Here is a 26,746-nt window from a genome sequence, read left to right on the forward strand (position 1 = left end):
GGAGCCGGCCGGCGAGATGCGGCGGCCCAGTACGAACTTGGGTCGGCGCGGGGTCGATCGTCACCCACACCGCTTCTTCGAATTCCACCTAAAGCCGTTTGAATCAAGGCTTCAAGGTGGTGGGCGGTACAGGGTTCGAACCTGTGACCCCTACCATGTCAAGGTAGTGCTCTACCGCTGAGCTAACCGCCCGAAGGGGGCGAATCATACACCGGATTCTGGCGATGTCGAACACTTGTTGAAGTTTTTTTAACGCGCGAGGCTGACTTCCTTGATCTGGCGAATCTGATCGCGGATCCGACCGGCCTCTTCGAACTCCAGATCGCGGGCGTGCTGGTACATCTGCTGCTCGAGCGCCTTCAGCCGCGACGCGAGCTTCTCTGGCGGCAGCGATGCGTAGTCCTCGGCCGGCTCGGCGACCTTGCGTGTCTTGCCGCGGCCCTTCTTCTCGGTCTCCGGATCGACGCGCGCACCTTCCATGATGTCGACGATCGCCCGCGCCACCGACGTCGGAGTGATGCCGTGCTCGGCGTTGTACTCCACCTGCTTGGCCCGGCGCCGGTCGGTTTCGTCGAGCGCCATCTGCATCGACTTGGTGATGCGGTCGGCATAGAGGATCGCCTTGCCGCGCAGGTTGCGCGCCGCGCGGCCGATCGTCTGGATCAGTGAGCCGCCCGAGCGCAGGAAGCCCTCCTTGTCGGCATCGAGAATCGCCACCAGCGACACCTCCGGCATGTCCAGGCCCTCGCGCAGCAGGTTGATGCCCACCAGCACGTCGAACTTGCCCAGACGCAGGTCGCGGATGATCTCCACGCGCTCGACGGTATCGATGTCGGAATGCAGGTAGCGCACCTTGACGTCGTGCTCGCCGAGGTACTCGGTGAGGTTCTCGGCCATGCGCTTGGTCAACACCGTGATCAGCACGCGATCCCCCATCGCCACCCGCTCGCGGATCTCGCCGAGCACATCGTCGACCTGGCTCGCGACCGGCCGGATCTCCACCTCCGGATCGATCAGTCCGGTGGGGCGCACCACCAGCTCGGTGATCTGGCCTTCCGATTTTTCGAGCTCGTAGCTGCCGGGCGTGGCCGAGACGAAGATCGCGCGCGGCGCGCGGGCCTCCCACTCCTCGAACTTCAGCGGCCGGTTGTCCATCGCCGAGGGCAGGCGGAAGCCGAAGTTGACCAGGGTTTCCTTGCGCGAGCGATCGCCCTTGTACATCGCGCCGATCTGCGGAACGGTGACATGGGATTCGTCGACCACCAGCAGGGCATCCGGCGGCAGATAGTCGAACAGGCACGGCGGCGCCTCGCCGGGCATGCGTCCGGTCAGGTGCCGCGAATAGTTCTCCACGCCATTGCAGTAGCCGACCTCGGCCATCATCTCCAGGTCGAACTGGGTGCGCTGCTGCAGCCGCTGCGCCTCGAGCAGCTTGTTCTCGGCATAGAACTGCTCCAGCCGTGGCGGCAGTTCGGCCTTGATCGCCTCGATCGCCTCGAGCGTGGTGCGCCGCGTGGTCACGTAATGCGACTTGGGATAGATCGTGTAGCGCGGCAGGGTGCGCTTGGTCTCCCCCGTCAACGGATCGAACTGGGTGATGCGCTCGATCTCGTCGTCGAACAGCTCGATGCGCAGGGCATCCATCTCCGATTCCGCCGGATGGATGTCGATCACCTCGCCGCGGACGCGATAGGTACCGCGGCGCAACTCGGTGTCGTTGCGGCTGTACTGCATCTCGCTCAGCCGGCGGATCAGCTCGCGCTGGTCGATCCGCTCGCCGCGCACCATGTGCAGCACCATGCGGAAGTATTCGTTGGGGTCGCCCAGGCCGTAGATCGCCGAAACCGAGCACACCACGATCGCGTCGCGCCGCTCCAGCAGCGCCTTCGTCGCCGACAGGCGCATCTGCTCGATGTGTTCGTTCACCGAGCTGTCCTTCTCGATGTACGTGTCCGAAGACGGCACGTACGCCTCGGGCTGGTAGTAGTCGTAGTAGCTGACGAAGTACTCGACCGCGTTGTGCGGGAAGAACGACTTGAACTCGCCGTAGAGCTGCGCCGCCAGCGTCTTGTTCGGCGCCATCACCAGGGTCGGCTTCTGCACCCGCTGGATGACGTTGGCGATGGTGTAGGTCTTGCCCGAGCCGGTGACGCCCAGCAGCGTCTGGTGGGCGAGCCCGGCCTCGAAGCCCTCGACGAGCTTCTCGATCGCCTGCGGCTGGTCACCCGCGGGCTGGTAGGGCGAGACGAGCTGGAATCCGGCGGGATGGATGACGTCGTTCATGGTATGAGGCGATCCGGCTGAGCACGTGACATGGGGATGGATGTAGTTGGCGACAACACACGCAGGCGCGATCGGGCAGGTCTGGTCAGCGCTCGGACATCGTCGTGATGCCATCGCCGACGAAAGCACTAGGCGGTTTCCGACCTACATGCATTGTCCGGACCGGATGCCAAGGAGTCCCCAAGAGGAGGACTCTGACGAAGTGAGCCCGGGTGTATGGCCGGCGACCATCGAAGCCCCCCAGTGACAGGACAAGGACGTCCTCATGCGTCACCGACACGGATTTACCCTCATCGAGCTGCTGACCACACTGACGATCCTTACGATCCTCTTTACGGTCGGACTCTCCGCATTCACCGAGGCGTTCATGCGTCATCGCGTGCAGACTGCTGTGCACCTGATCAGCACCGATCTCGCAATGGCACGCAATACCGCGATCATGCGCCGGAACCAAGTCGTCGTGTGCCCCGGCCACGCCCTGCTCGGCTGCCGCTCAGACTCAGACTGGAGCGGAGGCTGGATCGTCTTCGACGATCCCGATGGCAATCGACAGCCTGATACGCAAGACGACCTGATCCGCGTCACCAGCGCCCCATCCGGGGCGCCCACCCCCATTAGGCTCGCGTCGACCCGCAACTTCGTCAGATACCAGCGCGACGGCCGCAGCGCCGGGACCAACCTGACCATCAACGTCTGCCGAGGGGATACTCTGGGTGGACAGGTCGTCGTGAACAACCTGGGACGAGTGCGCAGTGGCAGACCGACGAGCGAACAAGCGTGTCCTTTCCAGTAACGCGCTCTAGTTTCGCCCTTGAGCGCATCTGCGCGGCAGAGCGACCAAGTTGCTTCGCGAGATCTCCAATGGCCCCGGCGCAGACCGCAATAGAAGGCTTGACCCGCGCGACGAACCGACTAGAATGTGCCTCCCCAGCCCGAATAGCTCAGCCGGTTAGAGCACTTGACTGTTAATCAGGGGGTCGTTGGTTCGAGTCCAACTTCGGGCGCCAGATAGATCAAAGGCTTGCAGAAATGCAGGCCTTTTTTCTTTTTTAGCCTACGCAACGTGGGCCCACTGCGGGGCTAACAGCACGATTGGCCTGTACAGCAAGAGCGATCCGCTGCCACGTGTTCGCGCACGTTCGCACCTCGCAGCCCAGGACTCACGACCAGAAAGGCTGTGGCGCACCATACGCTCGCCCCACCTCTGGAACGCTGGCCCGCCGCCAACGCATCGCCTGGGCGAGACTCCCGGGTAAGGCAGCGTCCCTGGGTCTCATGTATTTCACTGAGCTTCCTCGGCGCACGTCAACGCACCCGGCAGAAGCTCGGAGCTAATGATGTGCTGAAGAGAGAGGATGCTTGAATGAAGCCGCCACGGGTATCGCAGCATCTATCAACGACTCAGGCCAGCGCGTCGTATTGCTCCCACTTCTACCCTGCTGGACCACCACTGGCTGCCCCCCAGACCACCCGCCACCAGGCTGCATCGCCACCATCCCTCCTACCCGCAAGCGACGGGTACCAGCGCGACGCAGCGGCGCCGATGTTACCGCTCACTCCGCGGTTGGGACTTCTCATGATGCGACCAACCGGCCACCGCCAGGAGCGCCGACGTCAACGGGTCCTTGGCGACCACGCCTCCGCAGGCCGTGCCCGAGGCCCCAACTCAACGTTTTCTCAAGAACTTGCTCGCTGATGCGGCACGCGTTGCGAACGCGAATCAACCGGACCCGACTTCGGGCTCCAAACTAAAAAAAGCCGCGGATCGCTCCGCGGCTTCTATGTGTCTACCAGCAGTCTGTGCCAGGGCCAGTTGCAGTTTTCCGGCCCACCTGATCAATCGCCAGAATCAAACAACGGGTGTCGCTTTGCTGTCCGCCTTGCGGCGTCGCCTGTAATACAAACGTTGTCGCGGCCGTGTCCCCACCCTCCCGCGTCAGCACATATCGCACGTTTCCGGTTCTGGGAGAGTTGCGGTCACCGGCGGGCACCTGCGCCCAGAACCCGGCGTACGAACCCTGGTTGATTGTCCTGTAACGCTCTGCGCGCTGTGCGAGCTCCACCAGGTCTGCCTTGGCCTGGCCGCGGTGCCCTTTCCGTACCGCGTCCTGATACATCGGCAATGCAATGCCGACAAGGATAGCCACGATAGCGATCACGATCATCAGCTCGATCAACGTGAAACCACGCTGCCGACGTAGCAATGACAGCGCAAGAATATTCAGCCGCGTCATTTGATCTGCCTCCAGGATTGACGTCCGCAAGGCCTCGGTAGAACGAAAGCGCCCGGATAGACGACCACTTGGCACTCCTCAAATGTGGGGCAGTTCATGGTGGCCGGATCGCATGGGCTTCCGTCCGGCTGGTTGATGATGGTGTTCGTGGTAATGGCCGCGACCGAGTTGCTCGTGATTGGCGCGCCGCCGCCATCGACCCGGATACCGCCGCAATCCGCTCCGGTGCAAGCCGGCACTTGGGAAGGCTGCACTTGAACATTGGCAAGTGCACCGGATCCGGACAGTAGATCCAGACCGTAGACGAAGTTGTCACCGCCTGGATTGCAGTTGTCCTCGGAAGGCGTGAATGTGGTGAAGAACACGCGGCCGCTCTGGATACGCGGCGTGGCAATGAAGCGCTCCCCGATCGGTCGGAAGCCTGGCGTGAGTCCCGAATCGTCGTAGACCTGGAGGTCCAGATACCAGCCCCGCTTCGCATTCGGGCCGTAATACGACACCCGCGTGCGACTGATACTGCGGATAACCTCCCCGTTCTCCCCCTCACCGGTACCGGTGATGCTCTGCGCCTGCAGGGCAGACCGTCCATTGCTGACCGGGGTTCCATTATCGAAGACCGCGTAAAGCGACTGTACCGAAGGGTCCTGCGGCACATCATTGTCGCCCGGCTGACTGCCGCGATCGAACAGATAGCGACCCGTTCCGAAGTACACCATCACGCCAGTGCCGGGTCCTGCGGCGACGCGGATGCCGCCAGTGATAGCCTGCGGCTCGCCATCGATCTGCGCATTGAGCAAAGGCAGCCCACCGTTGGCCACGTCCCAGTTGCCCGAATTACTTGACGACAGGTCGAACTTCCACAGGTTGCCCTGCAAGTCGCCACCATAGATCGTGTCGACCTTGCCATTCCCCGACTTGTCGATCGCAGTGATCTGCCCAAGGCCATTGAACGGCGCAGCTCGGCGGGCACACAGGTCCCTCACGAGCTCGAAGCCACTGGCCACCTGGCAGATCCAGTTGGCAACCGGGTTGGTGGCGACCGCGCCCTGGTTACGGTCATCAGCCGTCAGCTTGCGGATGACCTCGCCCGTGTAGGCATCAAGCACATAAAGCGATGGGTCGTTGAGGTTGCCACCGTAACCGTTGCCGAACAGGACGCCCCAACTGCCGTCCTCCAACGGAACGATCAAAGGCTTGCCATAGACGTGGCCAATATCGTTATCGACGCTGCTGTTACGTTCCCAGCGGATGCTGTTTTCATTCAGATCGCTTGGATCACTGACATCCAGCGCGAATACCGAACGCGCGCCTGCACCCGTCGAGCCCACGAGCATTGTCCGCCAGTCTGTCGCGCCGCCATTCCCCACCTTGATGTCGCCGACACTGATCTGTCCATCGACATAGTACCGATGATCATAGAAGTCATCGGTCTTGGCCAAGAGCCCCATGTTCGACAGTACCGCATTTGGAACATAGGCGAAGCGCTCGACGCCAGCGCCGTCCGCTGCGCACGGAAGCCGGGGATTCGCAACGCATGGAACCGTGCCGGCATAGAAAGCGTGCAGCATGCCGTCATTCGCGCCCACATATGCCATGGTTTCCCGGCGGGCCTTCAAGTCCAGATAGCCCGGGCTGCCGTTCGCTGCGACATAGCCGGAGAACATTGGATCCCTCTGCATGCCGTAGCCCAGATCCGCCCGGGGTGATGCCACAACCGGTTCGGAATTGATGATGCTACCGATGACCGAGCTGCGCGCTCGCAGGGCGCCAGTGCCGCCGTTCGCGGCCTCGCGTGAACGATCCCCACGAAGATAGGACACGATCTCCTCGGCCGAATAATCACGGCTGGCACCGTACTCGCCATTGTCGATATCGGCCTGATGGACACCGATCGCCCCGCGCTGGTCGGCCTCGCTCGCCCCGAGGCTGTCCGCCAGGAACGGAACGCGGTTGCCTGCCGCGATGCCGCTGGTCCCGTTGCCTGCCGAGCGCAAGGTGTAGATCCTCCTGGACGCGGGAGCCGGCAGACTGGCTTCGGCACTCCAGAGCACAGCGCCTATCGAGCCATTGGGATTGATCGCGAGCGCGCTCAGGTCGCCAGTCCAGTCCTTGCCGTTGCGCTCGCGCCTGAAAGTCGGCTGAAGCGTGAAGGACTCAGCGCCAACACGCGCGCCGTTGAGGGTGCGACTGCCAGACTCGACATCGCGGCTTGCGATGTCGTCGAAGGCCTTTGAAAGCTGGTTCCGCAGGTTCAGCGGGTTGGTGACCAGAAAATAGTTGTCAGGATCCCCATGGCCCGGGGCGCCCGGTGCGCTGGAGTCCCAGTTCGCCGGATCGGGTGCGCCATATTTGGCCGCGTACCACAGCGGATCGCGAAGCTGGATCGCGGCCGTACTCGTGCTGGGTGAGAATTCACGGGTCGACGTGAAACCCAGGCCCTGGTTGCAGGGTGCCGAGTTCATCCGACCGACGCATTCGCCGGCCCACCGAACGGGATTCGATGTGGACGGGGTATTGAGCTCATATGCCGAGGACGCCTGATTGGTGTTGTCCCGGTCACGCACCTCCAGATACGCACCATCCCGCGTCGTTCCGGAAATGATGTAGCCCATGTTCTGGTTGGCGCTGCCGGCGGCGAATTCCGACGTAAGATTCACGGTCAAAGTGTTGCCGGCGTTGGCCACGATTTCATAGCGCACGATCGCGTCCATGTCGTGATCGTTACCCTGCTCCACGTCCTCGTAGTTGATACGGAACACGGCACGCGGTCGACCGCCATTGACCGTCATGTTGGGCGCCTGGCCCGGGAAGTTCTCGTACTCTTCCACATAGAAGTCGACGATCGTGTTCGTCGGCTTCCGCGTGCCCTCACCGTATGTGCCGCTGACCGTCTTGGCGAACGGCACAAGCGTGACCGTATTGGTTCCGACCGGGAACTCGATACGCGGCAGCGGGGACGCCAGTGCGATGGAGTAGGTATGGACGTTCTGGCCATCGGCCGCGATATTGATATTTGGCGTATTACGCGCGAAGCGGGCGACACTCGCGGTGTAGTACGTGCCCCTCTTCCCCGGCTCTTCCGGCGACAGGCCGCGAATATTGCCAAAACCCGAGGCTGACTTGACGGTCGGATTACCGTCATTGAGCTCGCCGACCTCGCCTATAAAAACGTCTCTCGAGCCCGCCCCGAATTCAGCGGTCCAGATCGCCTGACCCTCGCTCGCCGCGTTGAAATCCGCGATGGAGGCAGGCGTATTGCCGGTCGACGTGATTGCGCCGGCAAAGGAGCTCCCCGGGAGATCGCCGTCATAGCTCGGATTGATGTCGCTGATGATCGTCTGCACCGGACGCGAACATGCCGGGTAGTTCAGACCCGTACCAGTACTCGCATAGGGATTCTGCCAAGCCGGGGTGGGCAGACCAAGATCACGATCCTCATTACCAGCGGTATTGCCGCCGGTCACGAAGCGTGGCGTTGCGCCAGTGGCGCCAGCAAAATACCGCATGCTCTCGTAGAGCATTTCTGCGACCGGGTTGCCCCACATACGGCATTCGCCGTTGGCGATCACGCGACTACCCACCGCTGGGCAATTGCCATTGCCTGCGCTCCAGCTCCAGTTGGAATCACTATTCAAGTTATTGACGGTATTGTTGTTATAGCCGCCGCCGATCATTCGCAACCGGTCGATGCTGCGGGCGATGCCTTCGACATCCGTCCGGAACACGCCGGTGGCCGCATCGATCTCCGAAGCGAAGTTCGAGATGTTCCGACGGAGCACACCACCCTCAAGGTTGTTGCGCTGCGACCCGGTGATCAGGCCGAAGTACATCCGCTGGGACTCGCCGTAGTCGTGCAGGATACCGGTCGGTTTTGCCTGGCCGTTCGGATAGACCTTGCATGTGGTGTCGCGAAGTGATTCTTCGGCCGGGCAGGTTTCTACGCGGACCAGGTAGTCATCGCGGGTTACCCCACCCATGACAGGTCGCAGGTTGTAGGTGGAAATGGACAGGTTGCTCAGTCCCGTCTGGCCGTTTCCGCTGGCGGAAGGCACAACTGTCCACGCATCCCATTGTCCATTGGACTGCTGAACCTGGTAGCGCAGGATGTACCTGTCGCCGCCCGTCGCATCCTCGTGACGGAACTTGATGCTGTAAAGCTCACCACGATTCAGATTCAGGACGCCGGTCGTATAGGTGTTGCAGTTACAGACGCCATGCCCCCCGTAATAGCCCGCCTGCCCGCCCTGTATGGACGTACCGTCGGCACGGCGAATCTCGAAATCCACCGCATCATCGCCATCCACCGAAAAACGGAAGGTCCTACCCTGGGAGTTACCATTACCGACCTGGAACCCGCCGGTGATGACGGTCAGATAGTTGTCGTCGGCCCCATAGGGGTTGCACGCGTCATTCGTGCAGTTGATCTGAGCGACGGAGCCGCTCCCATACCATGCGGAGGGAATGGCGAAACTCTCCTCCATCTGGTTGAAGGCAGCCCGGTCGGCGGGGTGGCCGGGATGTGCAGGCGCAGTACCGCCGCCAACACAACTGACACGCTGGTCCGCCGCGTTGAAGCAACTGTTCCCCGCAACCGGGCCTTCGATCGACAACCAGTTCCATACCCGATATGGCGACTGCTTGAGCACGCGGAACAGAGGCGCCTGGTAATCCGGAAAGAGGAACGAGTTGGCGCTACCGGTGGTCGTCGTCACCGCGAAAAGATGGTATCGGCCGTTATCGGGAATCGGCAGCGGCGCATAGTTGCCGATGTCGTAACCATCGCGCGCAATGCTCTGGTATTCCTTGCCCCAGCTGTGCGCGTCCTGCGGGAAAAACGCGCCCTGCAGGATGGTCTGCGTTGTAGTGTCCGTCTGCCGCCAGCCGCCGTAGAGGACGCGGCGCAATGCGTCCATGCGGGAGGTCGTCAGGTAGTTCAGAAAGTCACCGCTCCACTCGCCCGACCGGCGCCCGCAGGTTTTGTCCGGGGCCGCCCGGGCCGGCACGAATCGGCCGCCGCTTGAAGTGCTCCACGTGTAGCAAGCGTAAGAGTTGAAGTAGCCGTAGTAGTCGATCTTGTAACGCGGCTCTCCCGCAGCCGGATTTGATTTGAGTTCCCATCCGCGATAGCCCACATCCAGGCTGCCGTCGCCGTCCAGATCAGATGCGTCGTTGTAGGCTTCGTAATAGATCTTGTGATCCTTGCCCATCACAAGCATGTTGAGCGGCGGCACGGCGTCGCGCAGATACAGCGGCGACTGAGCGATGGGCGGTGCATCCCCCGAGACGAACAGCGGGTCGGAGCGCAAGGACAGGCTGGTCACGCCAGCAGCGACGAGGACGACACCTACAGCGACGACGCGCATGAGCTTTCCGGATTTCATTCAACTCTCCTCGCGTCTCACGGGATGAACACGGTATCTACAGTTGCTTCGGAGCTCGGAAGCAACGGGCGATCCCGTGAGAAGGCAGTGATCTGATAGATCTGGTCCGTCCGCTCGGCTTCGTTGGACGGTACGTCGAGCGCACCCCATGCAAAGCAGAGGTCGAGCCGGCGCACATGTTGCTGGTCGGACTGCCAGCCCTGGAAATCCGGCGTCGATGTGCAGTCGGCCGGCGGTACGTCGGTTGGCGGGTTTGCGCCGGCCAACACCTGCTCTTTCAACGTGTTCTCCATCTGGCGCGCATTGGACTCCGCGTTCTGGAAAGCACTATTGGTTGCCATGTAATTCGCGGCCATGCGCTCCTGCAGGCCGGCGACCTGTAACGCCACGATGCCGATCAGCGCAAGCAGGATCAAAAGCATCAGAGCGACGTAGAGCACCGCACCGGACTGTTTATGGGGGGGATGCTTGGAGAAGTTCATCGGATCAATTCCCAAACAGTCGGTTACGCAGGGCGACGCTGTTTTCGTAGACCGCGCGATATCGCGTGTCCTCGGGCGGTGTCATGACGACACCAAGTGCGGAAAGCCGCACAGTGGCTGCCGCGCGCTGCGAGGCGGCTGCCGCATCCGGGCTGCGCGCGACCAGCCCCACCTGCACCAGCCCCACGCGACGCCAGGCATGCTCGTAGTCCCCGGCAGCGCCAGACGGCACCAACGCATCGGCAACGACACTCGTCCCGATGTTCCCGGTGGGACGGCCAGTTTTCGACGTGTTGCTGTCCTGTCCGAACTGCAACTGCAAAGACTCGACACCTTCGACCAACTCTTCTTTCGCCGATACCAGCGCGCCACCCGGGGCCGCGGAATAGCGCAGCCGGTATAGAGCTGGATTGCCCGACGCGTTGCGGCCCACGTAATAAACCAGGCTTTCAGCCCGATAAACCATCGCTTGGCCGACCGTAAACTGAGGCGTCGTATCGAATGTAGATTGGTTGAGCCCACCGGCCGCGACCGAAATCCTGGTGCCGCTGACTGCAGTCGCGTTGAATACGCCGGCCTGCATACAATCCGAAATCCCGAACAAACCCGGGTTGGCGACGCCCTCGACGAGATGAGTCATGGAATCGACGTCGATCACCGTGGTAGAGCCGGGGGTGAACGAAGTGACCTGGGCTCCAGTCGGAGAGAAGAAGCGCAGAATGACGATGTCACTGCTTTGGACAGGCAGGCCGACACTGCCCGCTGTCAAAGCGGCATAGAGCTGAGCCGGCAGCGCCGGCTGCCACGCGCTCCCGTCAGCCGCCAGGTTAGGCAATGGGGCAAGCTCCACCTCGTCGCCACTCGAGGTCTCTACAGCGTTGAAGCCCTCTATACCGAGATCGAAACGCAGGGGTCCAGGCGCAGCCGCATAATCGGAGGTGATCGCCGCTGAGGGATCGGAACCGGACCCGAACTGCTGATCGGCGGTGAGGAATGTGGAAATCAACGCGGGCCGCGATGCTGTGACGTTGGCCGGCAGAAACCTGGACTGGTCGTTGACGCAGCCCATGTGCCCCGCCATCCGAATGTCACGCTGCAGGATATCGATGGCAAATCTACCGTTCTCCTGCGTGCGTGCGAGCCCCGTGGACAACTGATAGGCCGTCCGCGATGCCGCGAAAACCTGCACGAGTGCGAGGATGAGGAGCGAACCTATTGCCAGCGCGATGAGAATCTCGATCAGCGACAGGCCAGCCGATCGTTTGGGTGAAAAGGAGTTCATAGCGTCGTACTCAGTTCGATCTCACCGGCAACCTTTCCATCCGCAGTTCCAACCTCCGCCATATTCGCCTCACCCCAAACGATCTTGACCACCACGGAGGGCGCGCCCACGACATTGACTTCGGCGTAGGCATCCGGGCCGAGAGCCTCCCTGACCTCGCACTGCCACCGCTTGACGTTATTCGCGTTTGACAGGACCTCGAACGTCTCACATCCGGCAGCAGCTGGCGTCACGTCAGCGAAGCTCCCTTCGTTCATTGCGTACGAGTCGATCTGCGACCGGTTGATTCTGATCGTGTCGAGCAGTTCACTGGCGAGATTGACGGCCATGGTGCGCTGTTGCGCGCTCTGGGTGTACCTCAGATTCGTTGTCTGAAGCAGCGCCAGGCCCAGCAGGCCTACGGCAAGCACAACAAGCGCGATCAGCACTTCGATAAGGGAGAAGCCGAGCTGGCGACGCCCAGGCGTGCATGTGGGTCTGCGGCGCCACGCGCCCAAAGGCAGCTTCAAGGACATGCACTGATCTCCGTAGTGAGCTGCCCGACAATGTTCAAGGACATTGTCCTAACCAACTCCAAGCCAGGAGGACAGTCGACCGGGCGCAGGGTGATAACGGATGGGGTGTCGGGACGCCCGCGCGCATCAAACACGATCCTGTCCCGCTCGACGCCCGCGCCCGTCGCAGCAGACAGCATGAGCTGCGGATGTGCATCGATCACGCGCACGATCGTGTCGCCGGCATCAAGCGCTGCATTAGCCGTGCCCACGTTGGTCCAGACCAGCCACCCCGCGGCCCAGTCGTCGCTGCAGGCTGTGCCGTCATCGGTCGCGCAAATACCACCACCCAAGGTCGAACGAATGCCTTCACTGCGCGCCAGGGACACGCTGCCGATCAGCTCATTGGTGGTTGTTGCGATCCGGTTGCTGCGTATGGCGCCCTGGAAACTGGGCAACCCGAGTGCGAGCAGAATACCGACGATCGCAATCGTCACCATCAATTCGACCAGGGTAAATCCCCTCGTACGCACATGTTGCATGCCTCCCCCTTTCCCCGGACACAGACCGCCCCGGTCGCAAGTCTAGGGAGATAAATGCGGGAGGCAAGCGGTGGCAGATGAACGGTCGAGCAGGCAAGACGAACGCGCCACAGCGGGGTATGCCGTCACCGGACGCACTCTGTAGGCGCCTCCCTGCCCGCCCCGCGATTCTGGCATGCGCGTCCTGCGGTCAGGCCACCACCTCATAGCAGGGCCTGTAGTCCCCGGAGATCTTCATCCGTCGCTGGGCCACGAACGCGCGCAGCAGCGCATCGAGCGACTGCATGATGTCGCGGTCGCCGTTGATGCGGAACGGGCCGAAGGCTTCGACGCGGCGCAGGCCGTCCTCCTTGACGTTGCCGGCGACGATGCCCGAGAACGCGCGGCGCAGGTCGGCCGCCAGCTCGTGCGGGGGGCGGCCATGGTGCAGGTCGAGCGCGGCCATCGCTTCGTGCGTGGGCACGAAGGGACGCTGCAGGTCGAGCGGAATCGTCATCGACCAGTTGAAGTAGAACGAGTCCTTGTGCGAGACGCGGTACTCCTTGACCTTTCGGATACCGGCGGCCATGCGCCGCGCCACCTGCTCGGGATCGGCGACGATGATCTCGTAGCGGGAGGCGGCCTCGTCGCCAAGGGTCAGCCGGATGAACTGGTCGATCTGCTGGAAGTACGGCGCCGATGCAGTGGGGCCGGTGAGGATGAAGGGGAACGGGATGTCGCGATTCTCCTCCTGAAGGAGCAGGCCGAGCAGATAGAGGATCTCCTCCGCTGTGCCCACGCCGCCGGGAAACACGATGATGCCGTGCCCCAGGCGCACGAAGGACTCGAGGCGCTTCTCGATGTCCGGCATGATCACCAGCTGGTTGACGATCGGATTCGGCGATTCGGCCGCGATGATGCCCGGCTCGGTGATGCCGATGTAACGCGCGGGATACTGCCGCTGCTTGGCGTGGGCGACGTTGGCGCCCTTCATCGGCCCCTTCATGGCGCCCGGGCCACAGCCGGTGCAGATGTCCATGCCGCGCAGGCCGAGCTCGTAGCCGACCAGCTTGGTGTAGTCGTACTCGCCGCGGTTGATCGAGTGGCCGCCCCAGCACACCACCAGGTTGGGGTCACCCGGCTGCAGCAGCCGGGCATTTCGCAGCAGACCGAAGACCGCATTGGTGATGCCGGCCGACGAATCGAGGTCCCCCGCATCCGCGGGATCCAGCTCGATCGCGGTGTAGGCAAGGTCGCGCACCACGGCGAACAGCAGCTCGGCGACGCCGCGGATGATCTGTCCATCGACAAAGGCCATCGCCGGGGCGTTGGTCAGTTCGATGCGGATGCCGCGATCCTGCTGCAGCACCTGGATATCGAAGTCGGGATACAGCTCCTGCGCGGCGCGCGGATCGTCGGATGCACTGCCGCTGGTCAGGACGGCGAGCGCGCAGCGGCGCAGCAGGTCGTGCATGCCGCCAGCGGACGCATCCTTCAGCCTCGCGACCTCGTCGCGCGACAGCACGTCCAGGCCGCCGCGCGGATAGACATATGCACTCACGGTGGGCAGCGCCGTCGCCGCTCCGGCTTGCTTGTTCATCTGGTCTTCTTTCATGTGTTTTTCGTAGGCCGGCACTGTAGCGCAGGAGCCGTCAGCAAAGAAAACGGCCGGGTTTCCCCGGCCGTTTCTGGTGTCACGCGTTCGATCCGGGGATCAGAACTTGTAGCGGAAGCCGACCTGCAGCTGCCAGCGCGACAGACCCTTGTTCTGGTCCTGATTGTCGTACAGGCCTTCGGCCGTGATGTTGTCGGGGTTGAAGTTGTAGATGTACTGCCCGGCCGCGTTGATGCCTTCCATCCGCGCAACACCACGGTTGAGCGGGAAGCCCACTTCGTAGATCTCGCCCCAATCCTTGTTGATCAGGTTGCCGATATTGATGATGTCGAGCCAGATCTCGGCCTTGTTGCCTGCAAAGAAGCCCGGGAATTCCTGGCTGATGCGGACATCGAAGCTGTTGACCCACTTCGAAGTGGCACTGTTGCGCGGCGCCGCACCACCCGCGTACCGGGCCAGATCGGGGTTCTCGGACAGCCATTCGAAGAACGCCTGCTCCATGGCCGGGCCGCCGGTGAACTCGACATCGCCGTAGCCGTTGGGCACGTAGAACAGGTCGTTGGTATAGCCGTCACCGTTGGCATCGTTGAGGAAGCCCCAGCTGTAGGGCTTGCCGCTGCGGCCTTCGTAGAACACCGCGACGCTGGTCTTGTTGTCGCCGAAGAACGCCTTCTGCCAGGTGAGCGCGCCGGTGAAGCGATCACGGATCTCGTAGGCCGAGCGACCCGCCACGTTCTCGTTCGGGTTGAACGCGAAACGGCCGTTCCAGTTGGAGATCGCGCGCGAGCTGGTCAGCGGGCTGACTTCGGTGGCGCGGGTGTAGGTATAGCCGGCCACCCACGACCAGGTATCGGTCATCGGCTTGGTCAGGCTGGCCGTGAACTGCTGCGAGCCACCCTTGTCGGTGTTGCGCATCAGGATCACGCCGTCATTGGCCCAACCCACCACGTTCTCGAAGCCCGGCGGCATCTGCCCAGCCGCGCGCAGGGCATTGATCCCAGCGTTGCCGCGACCACGCGTGCCGGTGCCGTTGGCATTGGCCCAGTAGAGGTCGCGACCATCCTGGCCCGGACGCGAGAGCGGCGTACCGAGATCGAGACGGTCGTAGTAGATGCCGTCATTGACGCGGGTGTAGAGCAGTTCAGCCGACGCCACGAGGCCATACCACGGCAGCTCATGATCGAATGCAAGGTTGGCCTTCCATACCGACGGCTGGCGGAAGCCGGGATCCATCAGGTTGACGGACTGGCGCTGCTGCGAGGTCGGCTGAGGCTGGTTGTCCGGATCGGTGCTGAAGGGATACTGCGCGCGGATTGCGGCGCGCTGAGCCTCGGTCAAACCGCTGAAGGACGGCGTGGAGTACTCCACCACATTCAGGCCGGTGTTTGCGAACGAGTTACCCACCCACACGTTCGCAGCCGCGCCCTGGAACAGGCCGACACCGCCGCGCAGCTGGGTCGGACGCTCGGAGTCGAAGGTGTAGTTGAAACCGAAGCGCGGCTGCCACAGCTTCTTGCCATCCAGGGTCACGCTGTTGTCGTAGCCGTAAACGCGGTCGACGAGTGCATTGAACTCGGGCTCGGAGCCCAGCGTCACCTGGTCGACACGCAGGCCGAACATCAGCGTCAGGTTCATGTTGACGTTCCAGCGGTCCTGGATGTACAGGCCGGTGTTCTTCTGGTTGTAGTCGGCCGCAATGCTGCCGATCCCCGCACCCGGACGCGGTGCGAACGAGGAGTACGACCAGTAGTCGCCGTTGCGGAAATCTTCCGTGGACGCGAACGTGTAGCTGCCGAACTGGTTCTGGCCGAACAGGTTGTAGACGCCGTTGTCTTCGTAGTCGAAGCCGAACTTGATCTCGTGATCACCGGCGTAATAGGTACCGGAGCCCTGTACGTTGGTGGTGTCGGTTTCCAGCACGTTGTAGTGGCTGTTCGACTCGGTACCGAAGTTCAGGTACGGCGAGTTGGGCGCACCACTGCTCGAGGGCGTGCCGAATGCGACACCGATGGACGGCAGGCGCGAGAAGGGGCTGCGCACCGAGGAGTATTCGCGGTAGGTGCCCTTGAGCTCGGTGCTGAAGTTCTCGCTCCAGTTGCTGAAGAACTGCAGCGAGTAGCTGTCGACCTGCTTGTCGGTGATGCTCCAGTTGGTGCTGAGCGAACGACCGGTATTGCTGAAACCGTACAGGAACACGTCCGACTGCTCGACGCGGCTGACGCGGAACGACGCGCGATGATCGTCGTTGATGTTCCAGTCGATCTTGCCGGCGTATTCCTCGACCTCGGTCTTGAGATTGTCAGGCGCGATCTGGTCGCCGGCATCGAAGCCCCAGCGCTGGGATGCGATCTGACGGACCTCGTCGATCTGCTGGTCGGTAATGCGCGCCGCGGCCGGGCTGACGGTGGTGCCGGGGGCGCTGCGGGTGAACTTGTCGTAGTTCACGAAGAAGAACAGTTTGTCCTGGATGATCGGGCCACCGAAGGTGCCGCCGAAGTTTTCTTCGTCGATGAAACCGTTGAACGGCGAGCCGTCAGGGTTGTCACGCACCCAGTCCTGATCGCGGTAGGTGTAGAACGCGCTGCCGGAGAAGGTGTTAGTGCCGGACTTGGTCACCGCATTGACGACCGCGCCCGTAGCGCCCGTCACCGTGACGTCATAGTCCGAGAGCTCGATGCTGATTTCTTCGATCGCGTCCAGCGACACGGGCTGGCGCAGCGTCGGCGAGTTGTTGCTCTCCAGGCCGAAGGTGTCCGATGCCGACACACCGTCGACGCGGATCGCGTTGAAGCGGGTGTTCTGGCCACCGGCGGAGATCTCGCCGCGGCCCTTGCTGGTCTGCGCCAGACGCGGATCCAGGCGCATGTAGTCCTGGATGTTGCGGCCGATCGACGGCAGCGCTTCGATCTGCGCCAGGGTGACGTTCGTGCCCGCGCCCATCTTGTTGGCGCTGAAGACCTCCGAGCCGCCCCCCATCGCGGTCGCCGTGACGGTCTGCAACGTCGTCATGTCGCCGCTCAGGGCGGCATTGACGGTGTTGACCTGGTTGAGATTGAGGAAAACGTTGTCCTCGGTACGCGTACCTTCGCCCGGCTTGGTCACCGTGATCGTGTACGGGCCACCCACGCGCAGGCCGCGCGCGTTGTAACGGCCGCTTGCATCGGTCGTGACGCGACTGACGGTGCCGGACTCGGTGTGCACGATCGTCACTTCAGCGCCGGACACCGGTGCGCCACCCGCACCGACCACCTGACCACCGACACCGGCGGAGGTGCTCTGCGCGAATGCGGGAGCGGCTGCAAGGGCGACGATCAGGCCGAGCGACAACTTCGAGAGTCGGGCGCGATGCGTGTGGTTCATGGGTTTTATAGCCTCGGTACGTGGATGTCGTCACCGTCCGGACGGAAGGCAACGGGAGTCTTGGAGAGGTGGGGGTCTCGCGACGGGCGCTTGGGAAGCCATCCCGTTTAACCGCAGATTAACACGTTAGCCTTCGAGAGTGACAGTGCCATGACAGCGCGCGCGCCGCGCAAGCCGTTGAGCTACCTGAACTTTCTCTGCAATCGCGGAAATTGCGCGCTGCTTGCCGTCGAAAACCTTCACGGACCTCTCACGAGTCGCTCAGGCGCTTTTGAGGTAGCTCACGAGCCCGTCTAGCAGCATCTGCACCGAGATTGCGACCAGGAGCATGCCCATAAGCCGCTCGATCGCCGTCAGCGCGCGGGCGCCGAGCAGCTTGTACAGATAGGTCGCCGAGAACAGGATCGCGGAGGTGGCGCCCCAGGCGATCAGCAGCGCCAGGCTCCACTCGCCCAGTCGGTCGGGCTCGTTGCTGCCCATCAGCATCACCGCAGCCATGCCCGATGGGCCCGCCACCAGCGGAATCGCCATCGGCACGATGAAGGGCTCGCCGTCGGGTATCTCTCCCATCAGCCCTTCGGGCGGCGGAAAGATCATGCGGATGCCGATCAGGAACAGCACGATGCCGCCGGCGATCGCCACCGACTCCTGCCGCAGGTGCATGACTTCGAGCGCGTACTTGCCCGCCCACAGGAACACCATCAGCACGACCAGCGCGATCAGCAGTTCCCGCGCCAGCACGACGCGCTGGCGCTGCGGAGTGAGCCGCCGCAGCATGCTCAGGAACACCGGGATGTTGCCCAGTGGATCCAGGATCAGGAACAGCAGCAGGGCGGCCGAAGCGATGGTCATGCGCGCCCCTCCGGCGCGAACGGCGCCCACAGCGCACCGCGATGCGCGTCTCCGCCCGGAGCCAGCAAGGCCACGCAGTGCGCGGCGACATCCGCCGGCGCGCGTGCGATCCGGTCCTCGGCTTCGACATGCGCGCGCGCGCGCAGCGGCGTGCGCATCGGCGGCGGCAGCAGGCCGCTGACGCGGATCGGCGCGTCGCCGAGCTCCGCCTGCAACATCCCCACCATGGCCGAGAGCCCCGCCTGGGCGAGTCCATAGCCGCCCCAGTAGGCGCCGCCCGTGCGCGCCGGGTCGTCGATCGCGAACACCACAGCCGCGTCGCCCGAACGGCGCAGCAGCGGCAGGCAGGCCTGGGTCAACCACCAGCGCGCGGTGAGGTTGACGTGCAGTGCGCGGGCGAAGGCGGCCGGATCGGTCAACTCCAGCGGGGTGAGACCGTCGAAGGCGGCTGCGAGATGGACGATGCCGTCGAGCCTGCCGTAGGCGGCCTCGATCCGCGCGGCAAGATCGGCATGATCGTCGGGGCTCGCCCCCTCGAGATCCATCGGGTACAGCGCCGGCGCGGCGCCGAGCGCCTGCAGCCGATCGTGGAGACGGCTGAGCCTGGGCACGCGTCGTCCCAGCAGTACGAGCGAGGCGCCCGCCTGCGCGCAGGCCAGAGAGGTGGCCTCACCGAGCCCGCCATGCGCGCCGACGACCAGCACCACGCGCCCTTCCAGCGCTGCTGCCTCGGCAGCAGGCTCCGCCAGCGCACTCACGACGCTGCCACCTCGGCCACCATGCGTGAGAGCTCGCCCGCCTCGTGCAGTTCGAGCGCGATGTCGCAGCCGCCGATCAGTTCGCCGTGGATGAACAGCTGCGGGAACGTCGGCCAGTTCGAGAACCGTGGCAGGTTCGCGCGGACTTCCGGAGCCTCGAGCACGTTGATCGCGCGGTAGTCGCGTGCACCCGCTTCATGCAGGGCGGCGACGGTACGGCTGGAGAACCCGCACATCGGGTACTGCGGCGTTCCCTTCATGAACAACACGATGGCATGGCCGTCGATTTCGGCCTGGATGCGTTCGAGGATCGACACGTTGACGCTCCTGCAGGACCTCGCCGCTGCCGAGCGGCCAGCGGGGATCGGGATTCGAATTGGTGCATTCTATCGCGTCGCCGCCCATCGACCACCGGACCGCCGGCCATGCCCCTCGAACTTGCCGCCCTGCCCTACGACCGCACCGCGCTGGAGCCGCACCTTTCGGGCGACACCCTCGACCAGCACCATGGCCACCTGCAGCGCGCCCACATCGAACGTCTCAACGCACTGCTGGCCGGCTCTGAACTTGCCGATGCCCCGCTGGAGATCATCGTCCGCAAGGCTCAGGGCGCGGCGTTCGACCACGCGGCGCAGGCCTGGAACAACGCCTTCTACTGGCATTCGCTCAAGCCCGCCGCAGCCGGCGGTGGCGGCGAGCCCAAAGGGCGGCTGGCCGAGGCCCTGTCACGCCAGTTCGGGGATGTCGCGGCTTTCCGCAGGCGCTTCGAAGCGCTGGCGCTGGCGACATTCGGCGCCGGATGGGTCTGGCTCCTGCAACGGCCTGACGGGCGGATAGCACTGGCCGCCACGGCGAACGCAGCGACGCCGATCACCGGCCAGGACACGCCCCTGCTGGCGATCTCGCTGTGGGAACACGCCTGGTATCTCGACTACCGGGACAACCGGCGGAAGTACCTCGATGCCTTCTGGCAGCTGGTGAACTGGGACGCGGTTGCGGCGCGCCTGCGCTGACCGACCGCCGAGCACGCGAAAGTCAGGCTTTGTCGGCCCGCAAACGTCGTTCGATGACATCCTCGGCGGGCGCCGGGCGCGCAATCAGATAGCCCTGCACGAGATCGCAGTGCGCCTCGCGCAGCAGCTCCAGCGTTGCCTCGTCCTCGATGCCTTCGGCGACGACCTTCAGCTCCAACTCGTGCGCGAGATCGATCATCGTCTCGACGATGCGACACGCGCGCCGGTCCCGGGCCATGTCCTGGACGAAGCTGCGGTCGATCTTGATGCCGTCGACCGGCAGCCGACGCAGGTACGCCAGCGACGAATAGCCGGTACCGAAATCGTCGATCACGATGCGGACGCCGGATTGGCGCAGTTGCGCGAGCAGATGGCTGCACCGGACGATGTCGCGCATCAGCGCGCTCTCGGTGATCTCGAACACCAGTCCTTGCCCCGGCACGCGCCACAGATGCAGCAGATCCAGCACCTGTTCGACGAAGCCGGGGGCCTGCAGCGCCTCCACCGACAGGTTGACCGCGATGCGCACCTCGAGGCCTGCACCCCGCAGCGTCGCGAGGTGGCGCAGGGCGACGTTGAGGCTCCAGCGGGTGAGGTCGCCGATCAGGCCGCCACGTTCGGCGATTTCGATGAACACATCGGGCGGTATGTCGCCCAGTCGAGGATGCGTCCAGCGCGCGAGCGCCTCGTAACTGCGGATCACCCGGTCGGGCAAGGCAGCGAGCGGTTGCAGATGCAGGGCCAGCTGGTTCTCGGCAAGGGCCGCGCGCAGATCGTGGTGCAGGGTGTCGAGCGGCACCGACGGCGCCTCCCAGAACGCGAAGCCTTCGACGGATGCCGCCGCATCGTCGCAGGCGCGGTCGGCGCGCCGGCACAGCTGCTCGGCATCGGTGCCGTCTTCCGGCGCGATGGCGATGCCCACCCGCACCGATGGCTGAGCGTGCGCGTCCCCGACGTCGAATGGACGCTGCAGAGCGCGCACGAACTTGGCTGCGCCCAGTGCGGCGTGCGCACGGCCGCGCAGAGCCGGCAGCAGCACCAGGAAGGCGTCCTCGCCGATGCGGCACACGTGATCGCCGGGCCGCACCGCGGCCTCCAGCGCTTGTTGCATCCCGGCGCGCAGGGCATCGCCGGCGGCATAGCCGAGCGACAGTTCCGTCTCGCGCACGCGATCGGCGCGGATCACCAGCACCCCCAGCGGAATACCCGAGCGCGCCTGCGCGAGGAACGTGCGGATGTCGACCAGTGCCTGGGCGTGATTCAGCACGCGCAAATCCCTGCCGCCCTCACAGGAACAGGCCCACCGGATCGAGCCCGTACGCACCCGGCGCAAGCGCACCGGCAATCCGCACCGGTTCGTCGCTGTGCCCGCGCACCAGCAGGTCGATCGAGTGGAACTGCGTGAGCAACCGCTTGTCCGGTCCGGTCAGCACCATGACGCGGGGCTGCAGGCGCCGGGCCGCGTTCTGTGCGGTGACGATCGCCACCTCACCGGTGCTCAACTCGACCAGCGCGCCGATCGGATAGACCCCCATGCATTGCATGAACTGTTCGACGATCTCGGCCGCGAACTGAGTGCCGCGTCCGCGGTAGAGCGACTGCAGGGCGACGTGCGGAGCGACCGCTTGCCGGTGCGGGCGGGTGCTGATCATCGCGTCATAGGCGTCGATCACCGCGGCGATCCGCCCCAGAAGCGGGATCGCATCGCCCTGCAGGCGCCCGGGGTAACCGCTGCCGTCGATCCATTCGTGGTGGGTGCGGATCATTTCACGGACATGCGCCGGCACCCCCGCGGCATCGACGAGGGCCAACCCGGATTCGACATGCGTCTGCATCACACTGCGCTGTGTATCGTCATAGGGTGCCGGGCTGGCCAGCAGCGCGGGCGGCAGCCTCAGCTTGCCGACATCGAGCAACAGGCCTCCGCTTGCCATGTCCAGCAGCAGGGGTTCGGGCAGGCCGACGTGCCGGCCGAACGCGGCGGCCAGCGCACTGCACGACAGCGCATGGCGGTATTCGTAGGCGCCGCGAGCGCGTAGCGCATCAAGCCACAGGAACGCGTCGGCATTGCGCACCAGGCTGCGCACCATGGGCTCGATCGCATCGCGGACCTCCTCGACCGCGATGGCGCGCCCGCCCCGGACCTCTTCTAGGGCCCGCTCGGCGAACGCCGCAGCCTGGGCATGGGCCTGCCGTGCGCTGTCGAGCTCCTGATCGAACTCCACGCGCTCCGGATAGGCCACGGTGCCCTGCAGCGCGGCGATCTGGTCGTTTTCGTAGTTGCGGGGCGCCGCAGGTACTGCGGATGGTGTCGCTGCGGGTCCGACCACCTGCAACGACGGCGGCATACGCCCAAGTCCGCGCTCGACATCCACATATACGTGCGTGCACAGGCGTTGCAGGACGGCGACATCGTCCGCCGATTCCACCATCAGCCCCTGCAGCAGAAAAGGCGTGCCCTCCCATGGCCGATCCAGGCGACACACGTACATCCCGACCTGCAGATCGGTTACGGCGACTTTGAGTTCTTCCAGCGTCATCTGGCCCGTCGGCTCTCCTGGCCTTGCACTACCGCCCCCTCGGCATCGCCTGGCCCCGCTCGCGGGACGCCGACAATCCGGCGCAGCAGGTGCATCTGGCCGGACGCCCAGCGTACAGGCTGACGGGATGAAAACATCGTGCTCATCGCCGCTCGAGTGCGCCTGGTGGCGCCTGCGGGCTCCGAATGCCACGCCTTCAGCGCCCCCCCCCGGCCGCCGGTCGCGCCGGGACAACCCCCACCGCCCGCAACCGGACCTGCCCTCGCGCTTGACCCACCCTCGCGCGAGGAAACCGCCGCTTCCCGGCGCCGCAGCGAGCGAGCTGCGATGGGAGGCGGCCTCCACCCCCTATGATCGGGGCCGATCCGACGCAGGAACCCAGACATGCCACCCCGTCGACGCTCTTTGCCGTCCACAGCCTTCGACCTGCTCAATCTGCGCCATGGTGAGGCGGCCCCGGTCCTGGTCGCAGGCCTGTTCTTCTTCTGCATCCTGAGCGCGCTGATGCTGCTGCGTCCGGCGCGGGATGCGCTGGGCATGGAGAGCGGCCTGGACAGCGTGCGCTGGCTGTTCGTGGGAACGGCCGTGGTCACCCTGCTGGTCAATCCAGCGTTCGGGGCGCTGGTCGCGCGGCTGCGCCGGCTGCATTTCATCGCCGCGACCTACGCGTTCTTCGCCCTGAGCCTCGTGGGATTCTGGGCCCTGCTGGCGTTCGCGCCGGACGCGGTCGGGGCGCGCAGTGGCCAGGTGTTCTACGTCTGGTTCAGTGTCTTCAACCTGTTCGTGACGATGGTGTCCTGGGCCCTGCTGGCCGATCGTTTCAACAGCGACCAGGCCAAGCGCCTCTTCGCCCTGATCGCGATCGGCGGCACGCTCGGGGCGATCTTCGGGCCGTGGCTCGCCTCACGCCTGGCCGGGCCGCTTGGCACCCCTGCCCTGCTGCTCGTGGCGGCGGGGTTTCTCGTCACCGCAATCGCGTTGGCCTGGCTGCTGGTGCGGATCCGCTCGGACCGTCCTGACGACGCCCTCGCATCGCCCGACGGCCGCGAACCGCCACGCATCGGCGGCAGCGCCCTTGCCGGCATCCGCGCGGTGTTCGCCTCGCGCTACCTCCTGGGCATTGCGGGTTATGTCGTGATCATGACCGTCGTCGCGACCTTCCTGTACTTCACCCGCCTGCAGATGGTCGCCGCCGCCGAGAGCGGGCTGGATGCCCGCACCGGCTTGCTCGGCAGCATCGACATGTGGACCCAGATCGCGGTGCTGGCGCTGCAGCTCACCCTGACCGGGCAGATCATCCGACGCCTCGGTTTGGCAGTCGCCCTGGCCATGCTGCCGGTCGCGATGGCGCTGGGCTTCATCGGACTGGCGCTGTACGGCTCGTTCGCGGTGCTGATCCTGCTCGAAGCGGCCAACCGGGCGATCCAGCGCGGAATTACCCGCCCGGCGCGCGAAACCCTGTTCACCGTGGTCGGGCGCGAAGACAAATACAAGGCCAAAGCCTTCATCGACACCTTCGTCTATCGCGCGGGCGACGTCATCGGCGCCCAGACTGAAGGTGTGCTTGGACGACTGGGCCTGGCCTTGGGTGGCCTGGTCAGCGTGGTCGTGCCGCTTGCCCTGGTGTGGGCGGCGCTCGGCATCTGGCTGGGCCGCGCCCACCAGCGTGCTGCGCTGGAGCCGGTGGCAAGCGGCCCCCATTGACCACGCGCCTGATCTCCTCGCGCCGGCCCGCCGGCGGTGGATAATGCGCGCCCCCGCAGGCAGCTTCGCGATGCAGCCCTCGACCAAAGCCCATTGGCAGATCCACTTCTGCGTCCTGCTGTGGGGCTTCACCGCCATCCTTGGCAAGCTGATCACCCTGCCGGCCCTGCCGCTGGTGTGGTGGCGGATGCTGCTGGTGGCCGCGACGCTGTTGCTGCTGCCGCGGGTCTGGCGCGGGCTGCGCGCGTTGCCGACGCGCCTGCTGCTGGCCTACGCAGGGGTCGGTGCACTGGTGGCGCTGCACTGGTTGACCTTCTACGGCGCGGTCAAGCTGGCGAACGCCTCGGTCGCCGCCACCTGCATGGCCCTGGCGACCGTCTTCATCGCGTTGATCGAACCGCTGGTCGCGCGCAGCCGCTTCTCGTGGCGGGAGCTGGCGCTGGGCCTCGCCGTTCTCCCTGGCGTCGCACTGGTGGTCGGTGGCATTCCAGACGGCATGCGGATCGGCGTCGTGGTCGGCGCGCTGTCTGCGCTGTTCGTCGCCTGTTTCGGTTCGTTGAACAAAAGACTGGTCGAACGGGCCGATCCCCTGACCGTCACCGCACTCGAGCTCGGCGCCGGCACTCTGACGCTGACCCTGCTGGCGCCGCTGATGCCGTTGCTGTTCCCGGCCTTCGCGGGAAGCCTGTTGACGCTCCCCAGCCTGCACGACGGTGCCTATCTGCTGCTGCTCGCGTTCGCCTGTACGCTGCTGCCGTTCGCGCTGTCGCTGGTGGCCCTGCGCCACATGAGCGCCTTCGCCGCGCAGCTCGCGGTGAACCTCGAGCCGGTCTACGCGATCGCGCTTGCGATCCTGCTCCTGGGCGAGCAGCACGAACTGACCCCGCGCTTCTATGCAGGCGTGGCGATCATCCTCGCCGCGGTGCTCGTCTATCCCCTGCTTTCACGGTCCGGGCGGATCGCGCATCCGGAGAACCTGGTGACCGGCGAGGCCAAACAGATCACAGGCAACGACCGGTCGCCATGATCACCACCGCCGACGGCGGACACTGCAGAAAATCGCGCCCCGGGCGCCCCGCGCATGCGGCATAGCGGGCCCCGGCAAGCACGCCAAAGAAACGGGCGCTGGGCGAACACTGCCCTGCCGACGCCGCGGCAAATGGCCGCTCTCCCAAAGGGAGCCCACCTTCGGCAATGGGGGCGACTCCCGCCCGCACAATGCTTCCATCGGCCGCCTGCCGCCGCGGATGGCCGATAATGCGCGCCCGCAGACCGAGGCCGACCGATGTCCCAACACATCGACTTTCCACTCGAGGGCGATTACGTCGAACTCAACCAGCTGCTCAAACTGACCGGCCTGTGCGACAGCGGCGGCGCCGGCAAGGCGATCGTGGCCAGCGGCGCGGTGACCGTCGACGGCGCGGTGGAACTGCGCAAGACCTGCAAGGTCCGCGCAGGACAGGCCGTCGCGCTGGCCGGGCACGTGATCCACGTCACCGCCGGCTGAGCCCGGCCCGCAAATGCGAACGGCGCCCGCGGGCGCCGTTCGCTATCCGACCCTGTGAGGCCTTTCAGCGCACGCTGTAGCCCGACACGCGCCAGGTCCGGTCCTCGTCAAGACGGAACGACACCAGCTCGCGAACGGCTTCGGGCTGGTTGGCGAACCTGGTCGGCGAGGCGACGTTGATATAGATGCCTTCCGGCACCGCTTCTCCGGCGCGGAACTGCGAACGGCTGACGACCGGCTGCTCACGCGCGGTCGGCGCGCCCAGGCGGTTGCGATCGACGTTCAGCTGGCGCACGAAGTCGTCACGCGTCACTGCGCTCTTCATCGCTTGCGACGCGCCGTCCCAGACTTCGCCCGCGCGATTGCCGTCGATCATCTGCATGACCTGCGACGCGGCGGCGCTCATCTCGGCATCCTGACGTGCCACCTGGGCCTGTTGTTCGGGGGTGAGTTGCTGCTGCACCGCCGTTCCCGGCTGGGTCGCCGGCTGCTGTGCGTGGGCGGTAGAAGCGAGAGCGACCAGCAAGGCGGTCGAAAGCGACAGACGTAGGATACCCATATGCTTGACATTCCTCGCGGATCGGAAGTGGAGTGGAGCGGATCCGAGTGTACGCATTGCGCCCGACCCGGCAAGCGAACGCCGCCGCCCTGGAGATGGCTGGACGCGCCGAGGCCAACGGGTATGCTCGGCCGCTCCATCCGGTTTCGCGATGCGCATGG

General features: G+C 64.7%; 20 protein-coding genes and 2 tRNA genes. 6 read left to right on the forward strand and 16 right to left on the reverse strand.

Annotated features, from left to right (window positions below):
• Positions 1-117 precede the first annotated feature (117 nt).
• Both CNR27_RS12835 and uvrB read right to left on the reverse strand, forming a co-directional pair.
• A tRNA-Val gene (locus tag CNR27_RS12835) sits at positions 118-192 on the reverse strand.
• Between the two features lie 57 nt (positions 193-249).
• Positions 250-2,283, reverse strand: coding sequence for an excinuclease ABC subunit UvrB (uvrB, locus tag CNR27_RS12840; RefSeq protein ID WP_096299346.1), 2,034 nt, complete (start codon positions 2,281-2,283; stop codon positions 250-252).
• A 265-nt stretch (positions 2,284-2,548) separates the two neighbouring features.
• Between uvrB and CNR27_RS12845 the strand changes: the two genes are divergently transcribed.
• Both CNR27_RS12845 and CNR27_RS12850 read left to right on the forward strand, forming a co-directional pair.
• Positions 2,549-3,076: a GspH/FimT family protein gene (locus tag CNR27_RS12845; protein ID WP_096300647.1), complete on the forward strand. Its 528-nt coding sequence runs from the start codon at positions 2,549-2,551 to the stop codon at positions 3,074-3,076.
• A gap of 137 nt (positions 3,077-3,213) precedes the next feature.
• Positions 3,214-3,290: transfer RNA gene (locus CNR27_RS12850), tRNA-Asn, on the forward strand.
• Between the two features lie 780 nt (positions 3,291-4,070).
• On the opposite strand, the gene CNR27_RS12855 is transcribed toward CNR27_RS12850, so the two are convergent.
• The 11 genes from CNR27_RS12855 to grxD all read right to left on the reverse strand — a co-directional run bounded on the left by CNR27_RS12855 (position 4,071) and on the right by grxD (position 19,579).
• Positions 4,071-4,517, reverse strand: a complete 447-nt coding sequence (locus tag CNR27_RS12855; protein ID WP_179948184.1) for a type IV pilin protein — start codon at positions 4,515-4,517, stop codon at positions 4,071-4,073.
• Positions 4,514-9,898, reverse strand: a complete 5,385-nt coding sequence (locus CNR27_RS12860) for a pilus assembly protein (protein ID WP_096299348.1) — start codon at positions 9,896-9,898, stop codon at positions 4,514-4,516. Before CNR27_RS12860 ends, CNR27_RS12855 begins: the two co-directional genes overlap by 4 nt.
• A gap of 17 nt (positions 9,899-9,915) precedes the next feature.
• Positions 9,916-10,380 carry a pilus assembly PilX family protein gene (locus tag CNR27_RS12865; protein ID WP_096299350.1) on the reverse strand — a complete coding sequence of 155 codons (465 nt, stop codon included), beginning with the start codon at positions 10,378-10,380 and terminating at the stop codon, positions 9,916-9,918.
• Positions 10,381-10,384: 4 nt separating this feature from the next.
• Entirely contained in the window at positions 10,385-11,662 is a 1,278-nt protein-coding gene (locus CNR27_RS12870) for a PilW family protein (RefSeq protein ID WP_096299352.1), read from the reverse strand.
• Positions 11,659-12,177, reverse strand: coding sequence for a type IV pilus modification protein PilV (pilV, locus tag CNR27_RS12875; protein WP_096299354.1), 519 nt, complete (start codon positions 12,175-12,177; stop codon positions 11,659-11,661). Before pilV ends, CNR27_RS12870 begins: the two co-directional genes overlap by 4 nt.
• On the reverse strand, positions 12,168-12,698 hold the full coding sequence (locus CNR27_RS12880; RefSeq protein ID WP_096299355.1) for a GspH/FimT family pseudopilin: 531 nt from the start codon (positions 12,696-12,698) through the stop codon (positions 12,168-12,170). The genes pilV and CNR27_RS12880 overlap by 10 nt, the downstream gene beginning before the upstream one ends.
• Positions 12,699-12,888: 190 nt before the next feature.
• Positions 12,889-14,277, reverse strand: coding sequence for a nucleotide 5'-monophosphate nucleosidase PpnN (gene ppnN / locus CNR27_RS12885; RefSeq protein ID WP_096299357.1), 1,389 nt, complete (start codon positions 14,275-14,277; stop codon positions 12,889-12,891).
• A gap of 114 nt (positions 14,278-14,391) precedes the next feature.
• Complete coding sequence (locus tag CNR27_RS12890; protein ID WP_096299359.1) at positions 14,392-17,652, reverse strand: TonB-dependent receptor; 3,261 nt, start codon at positions 17,650-17,652, stop codon at positions 14,392-14,394.
• A 261-nt stretch (positions 17,653-17,913) separates the two neighbouring features.
• A complete protein-coding gene (locus tag CNR27_RS12895) occupies positions 17,914-18,504 on the reverse strand; it encodes a YhgN family NAAT transporter (protein WP_096299361.1) in 591 nt (196 codons plus the stop codon).
• A complete protein-coding gene (locus tag CNR27_RS12900; RefSeq protein ID WP_245815630.1) occupies positions 18,501-19,262 on the reverse strand; it encodes an SDR family NAD(P)-dependent oxidoreductase in 762 nt (253 codons plus the stop codon). Before CNR27_RS12900 ends, CNR27_RS12895 begins: the two co-directional genes overlap by 4 nt.
• On the reverse strand, positions 19,259-19,579 hold the full coding sequence (gene grxD, locus CNR27_RS12905; RefSeq protein WP_096299363.1) for a Grx4 family monothiol glutaredoxin: 321 nt from the start codon (positions 19,577-19,579) through the stop codon (positions 19,259-19,261). The genes CNR27_RS12900 and grxD overlap by 4 nt, the downstream gene beginning before the upstream one ends.
• 108 nt (positions 19,580-19,687) lie before the next feature.
• Here grxD and CNR27_RS12910 point away from each other — a divergent pair, with 108 nt between their 5' ends.
• Complete coding sequence (locus CNR27_RS12910; protein WP_096299365.1) at positions 19,688-20,275, forward strand: superoxide dismutase; 588 nt, start codon at positions 19,688-19,690, stop codon at positions 20,273-20,275.
• 22 nt (positions 20,276-20,297) lie between these two features.
• Here the strand turns inward: CNR27_RS12910 and CNR27_RS12915 are convergent, their stop codons facing one another.
• Both CNR27_RS12915 and CNR27_RS12920 read right to left on the reverse strand, forming a co-directional pair.
• Positions 20,298-21,542: a putative bifunctional diguanylate cyclase/phosphodiesterase gene (locus CNR27_RS12915; protein ID WP_179948185.1), complete on the reverse strand. Its 1,245-nt coding sequence runs from the start codon at positions 21,540-21,542 to the stop codon at positions 20,298-20,300.
• 19 nt (positions 21,543-21,561) lie between these two features.
• On the reverse strand, positions 21,562-22,815 hold the full coding sequence (locus tag CNR27_RS12920) for an HD-GYP domain-containing protein (protein ID WP_096299369.1): 1,254 nt from the start codon (positions 22,813-22,815) through the stop codon (positions 21,562-21,564).
• 384 nt (positions 22,816-23,199) lie between these two features.
• Here CNR27_RS12920 and CNR27_RS12925 point away from each other — a divergent pair, with 384 nt between their 5' ends.
• From CNR27_RS12925 to CNR27_RS12935, 3 genes are all read left to right on the forward strand, one after another.
• Positions 23,200-24,519: an NTP/NDP exchange transporter gene (locus CNR27_RS12925; RefSeq protein WP_096299371.1), complete on the forward strand. Its 1,320-nt coding sequence runs from the start codon at positions 23,200-23,202 to the stop codon at positions 24,517-24,519.
• Positions 24,520-24,589: 70 nt separating this feature from the next.
• Positions 24,590-25,546 (forward strand): DMT family transporter, encoded by a 957-nt coding sequence (locus CNR27_RS12930; RefSeq protein WP_096299372.1) that lies wholly within the window; start codon positions 24,590-24,592, stop codon positions 25,544-25,546.
• A 258-nt stretch (positions 25,547-25,804) separates the two neighbouring features.
• Positions 25,805-26,026: an RNA-binding S4 domain-containing protein gene (locus tag CNR27_RS12935; RefSeq protein WP_096299374.1), complete on the forward strand. Its 222-nt coding sequence runs from the start codon at positions 25,805-25,807 to the stop codon at positions 26,024-26,026.
• A 64-nt stretch (positions 26,027-26,090) separates the two neighbouring features.
• Here CNR27_RS12935 and CNR27_RS12940 read toward each other — a convergent pair whose 3' ends face one another.
• Positions 26,091-26,585: a DUF4019 domain-containing protein gene (locus tag CNR27_RS12940; protein ID WP_096299376.1), complete on the reverse strand. Its 495-nt coding sequence runs from the start codon at positions 26,583-26,585 to the stop codon at positions 26,091-26,093.
• Positions 26,586-26,746 lie beyond the last annotated feature (161 nt).

This window comes from Luteimonas chenhongjianii (assembly GCF_002327105.1).
GTDB classification, from domain to species: Bacteria; Pseudomonadota; Gammaproteobacteria; order Xanthomonadales; family Xanthomonadaceae; genus Luteimonas; species Luteimonas chenhongjianii.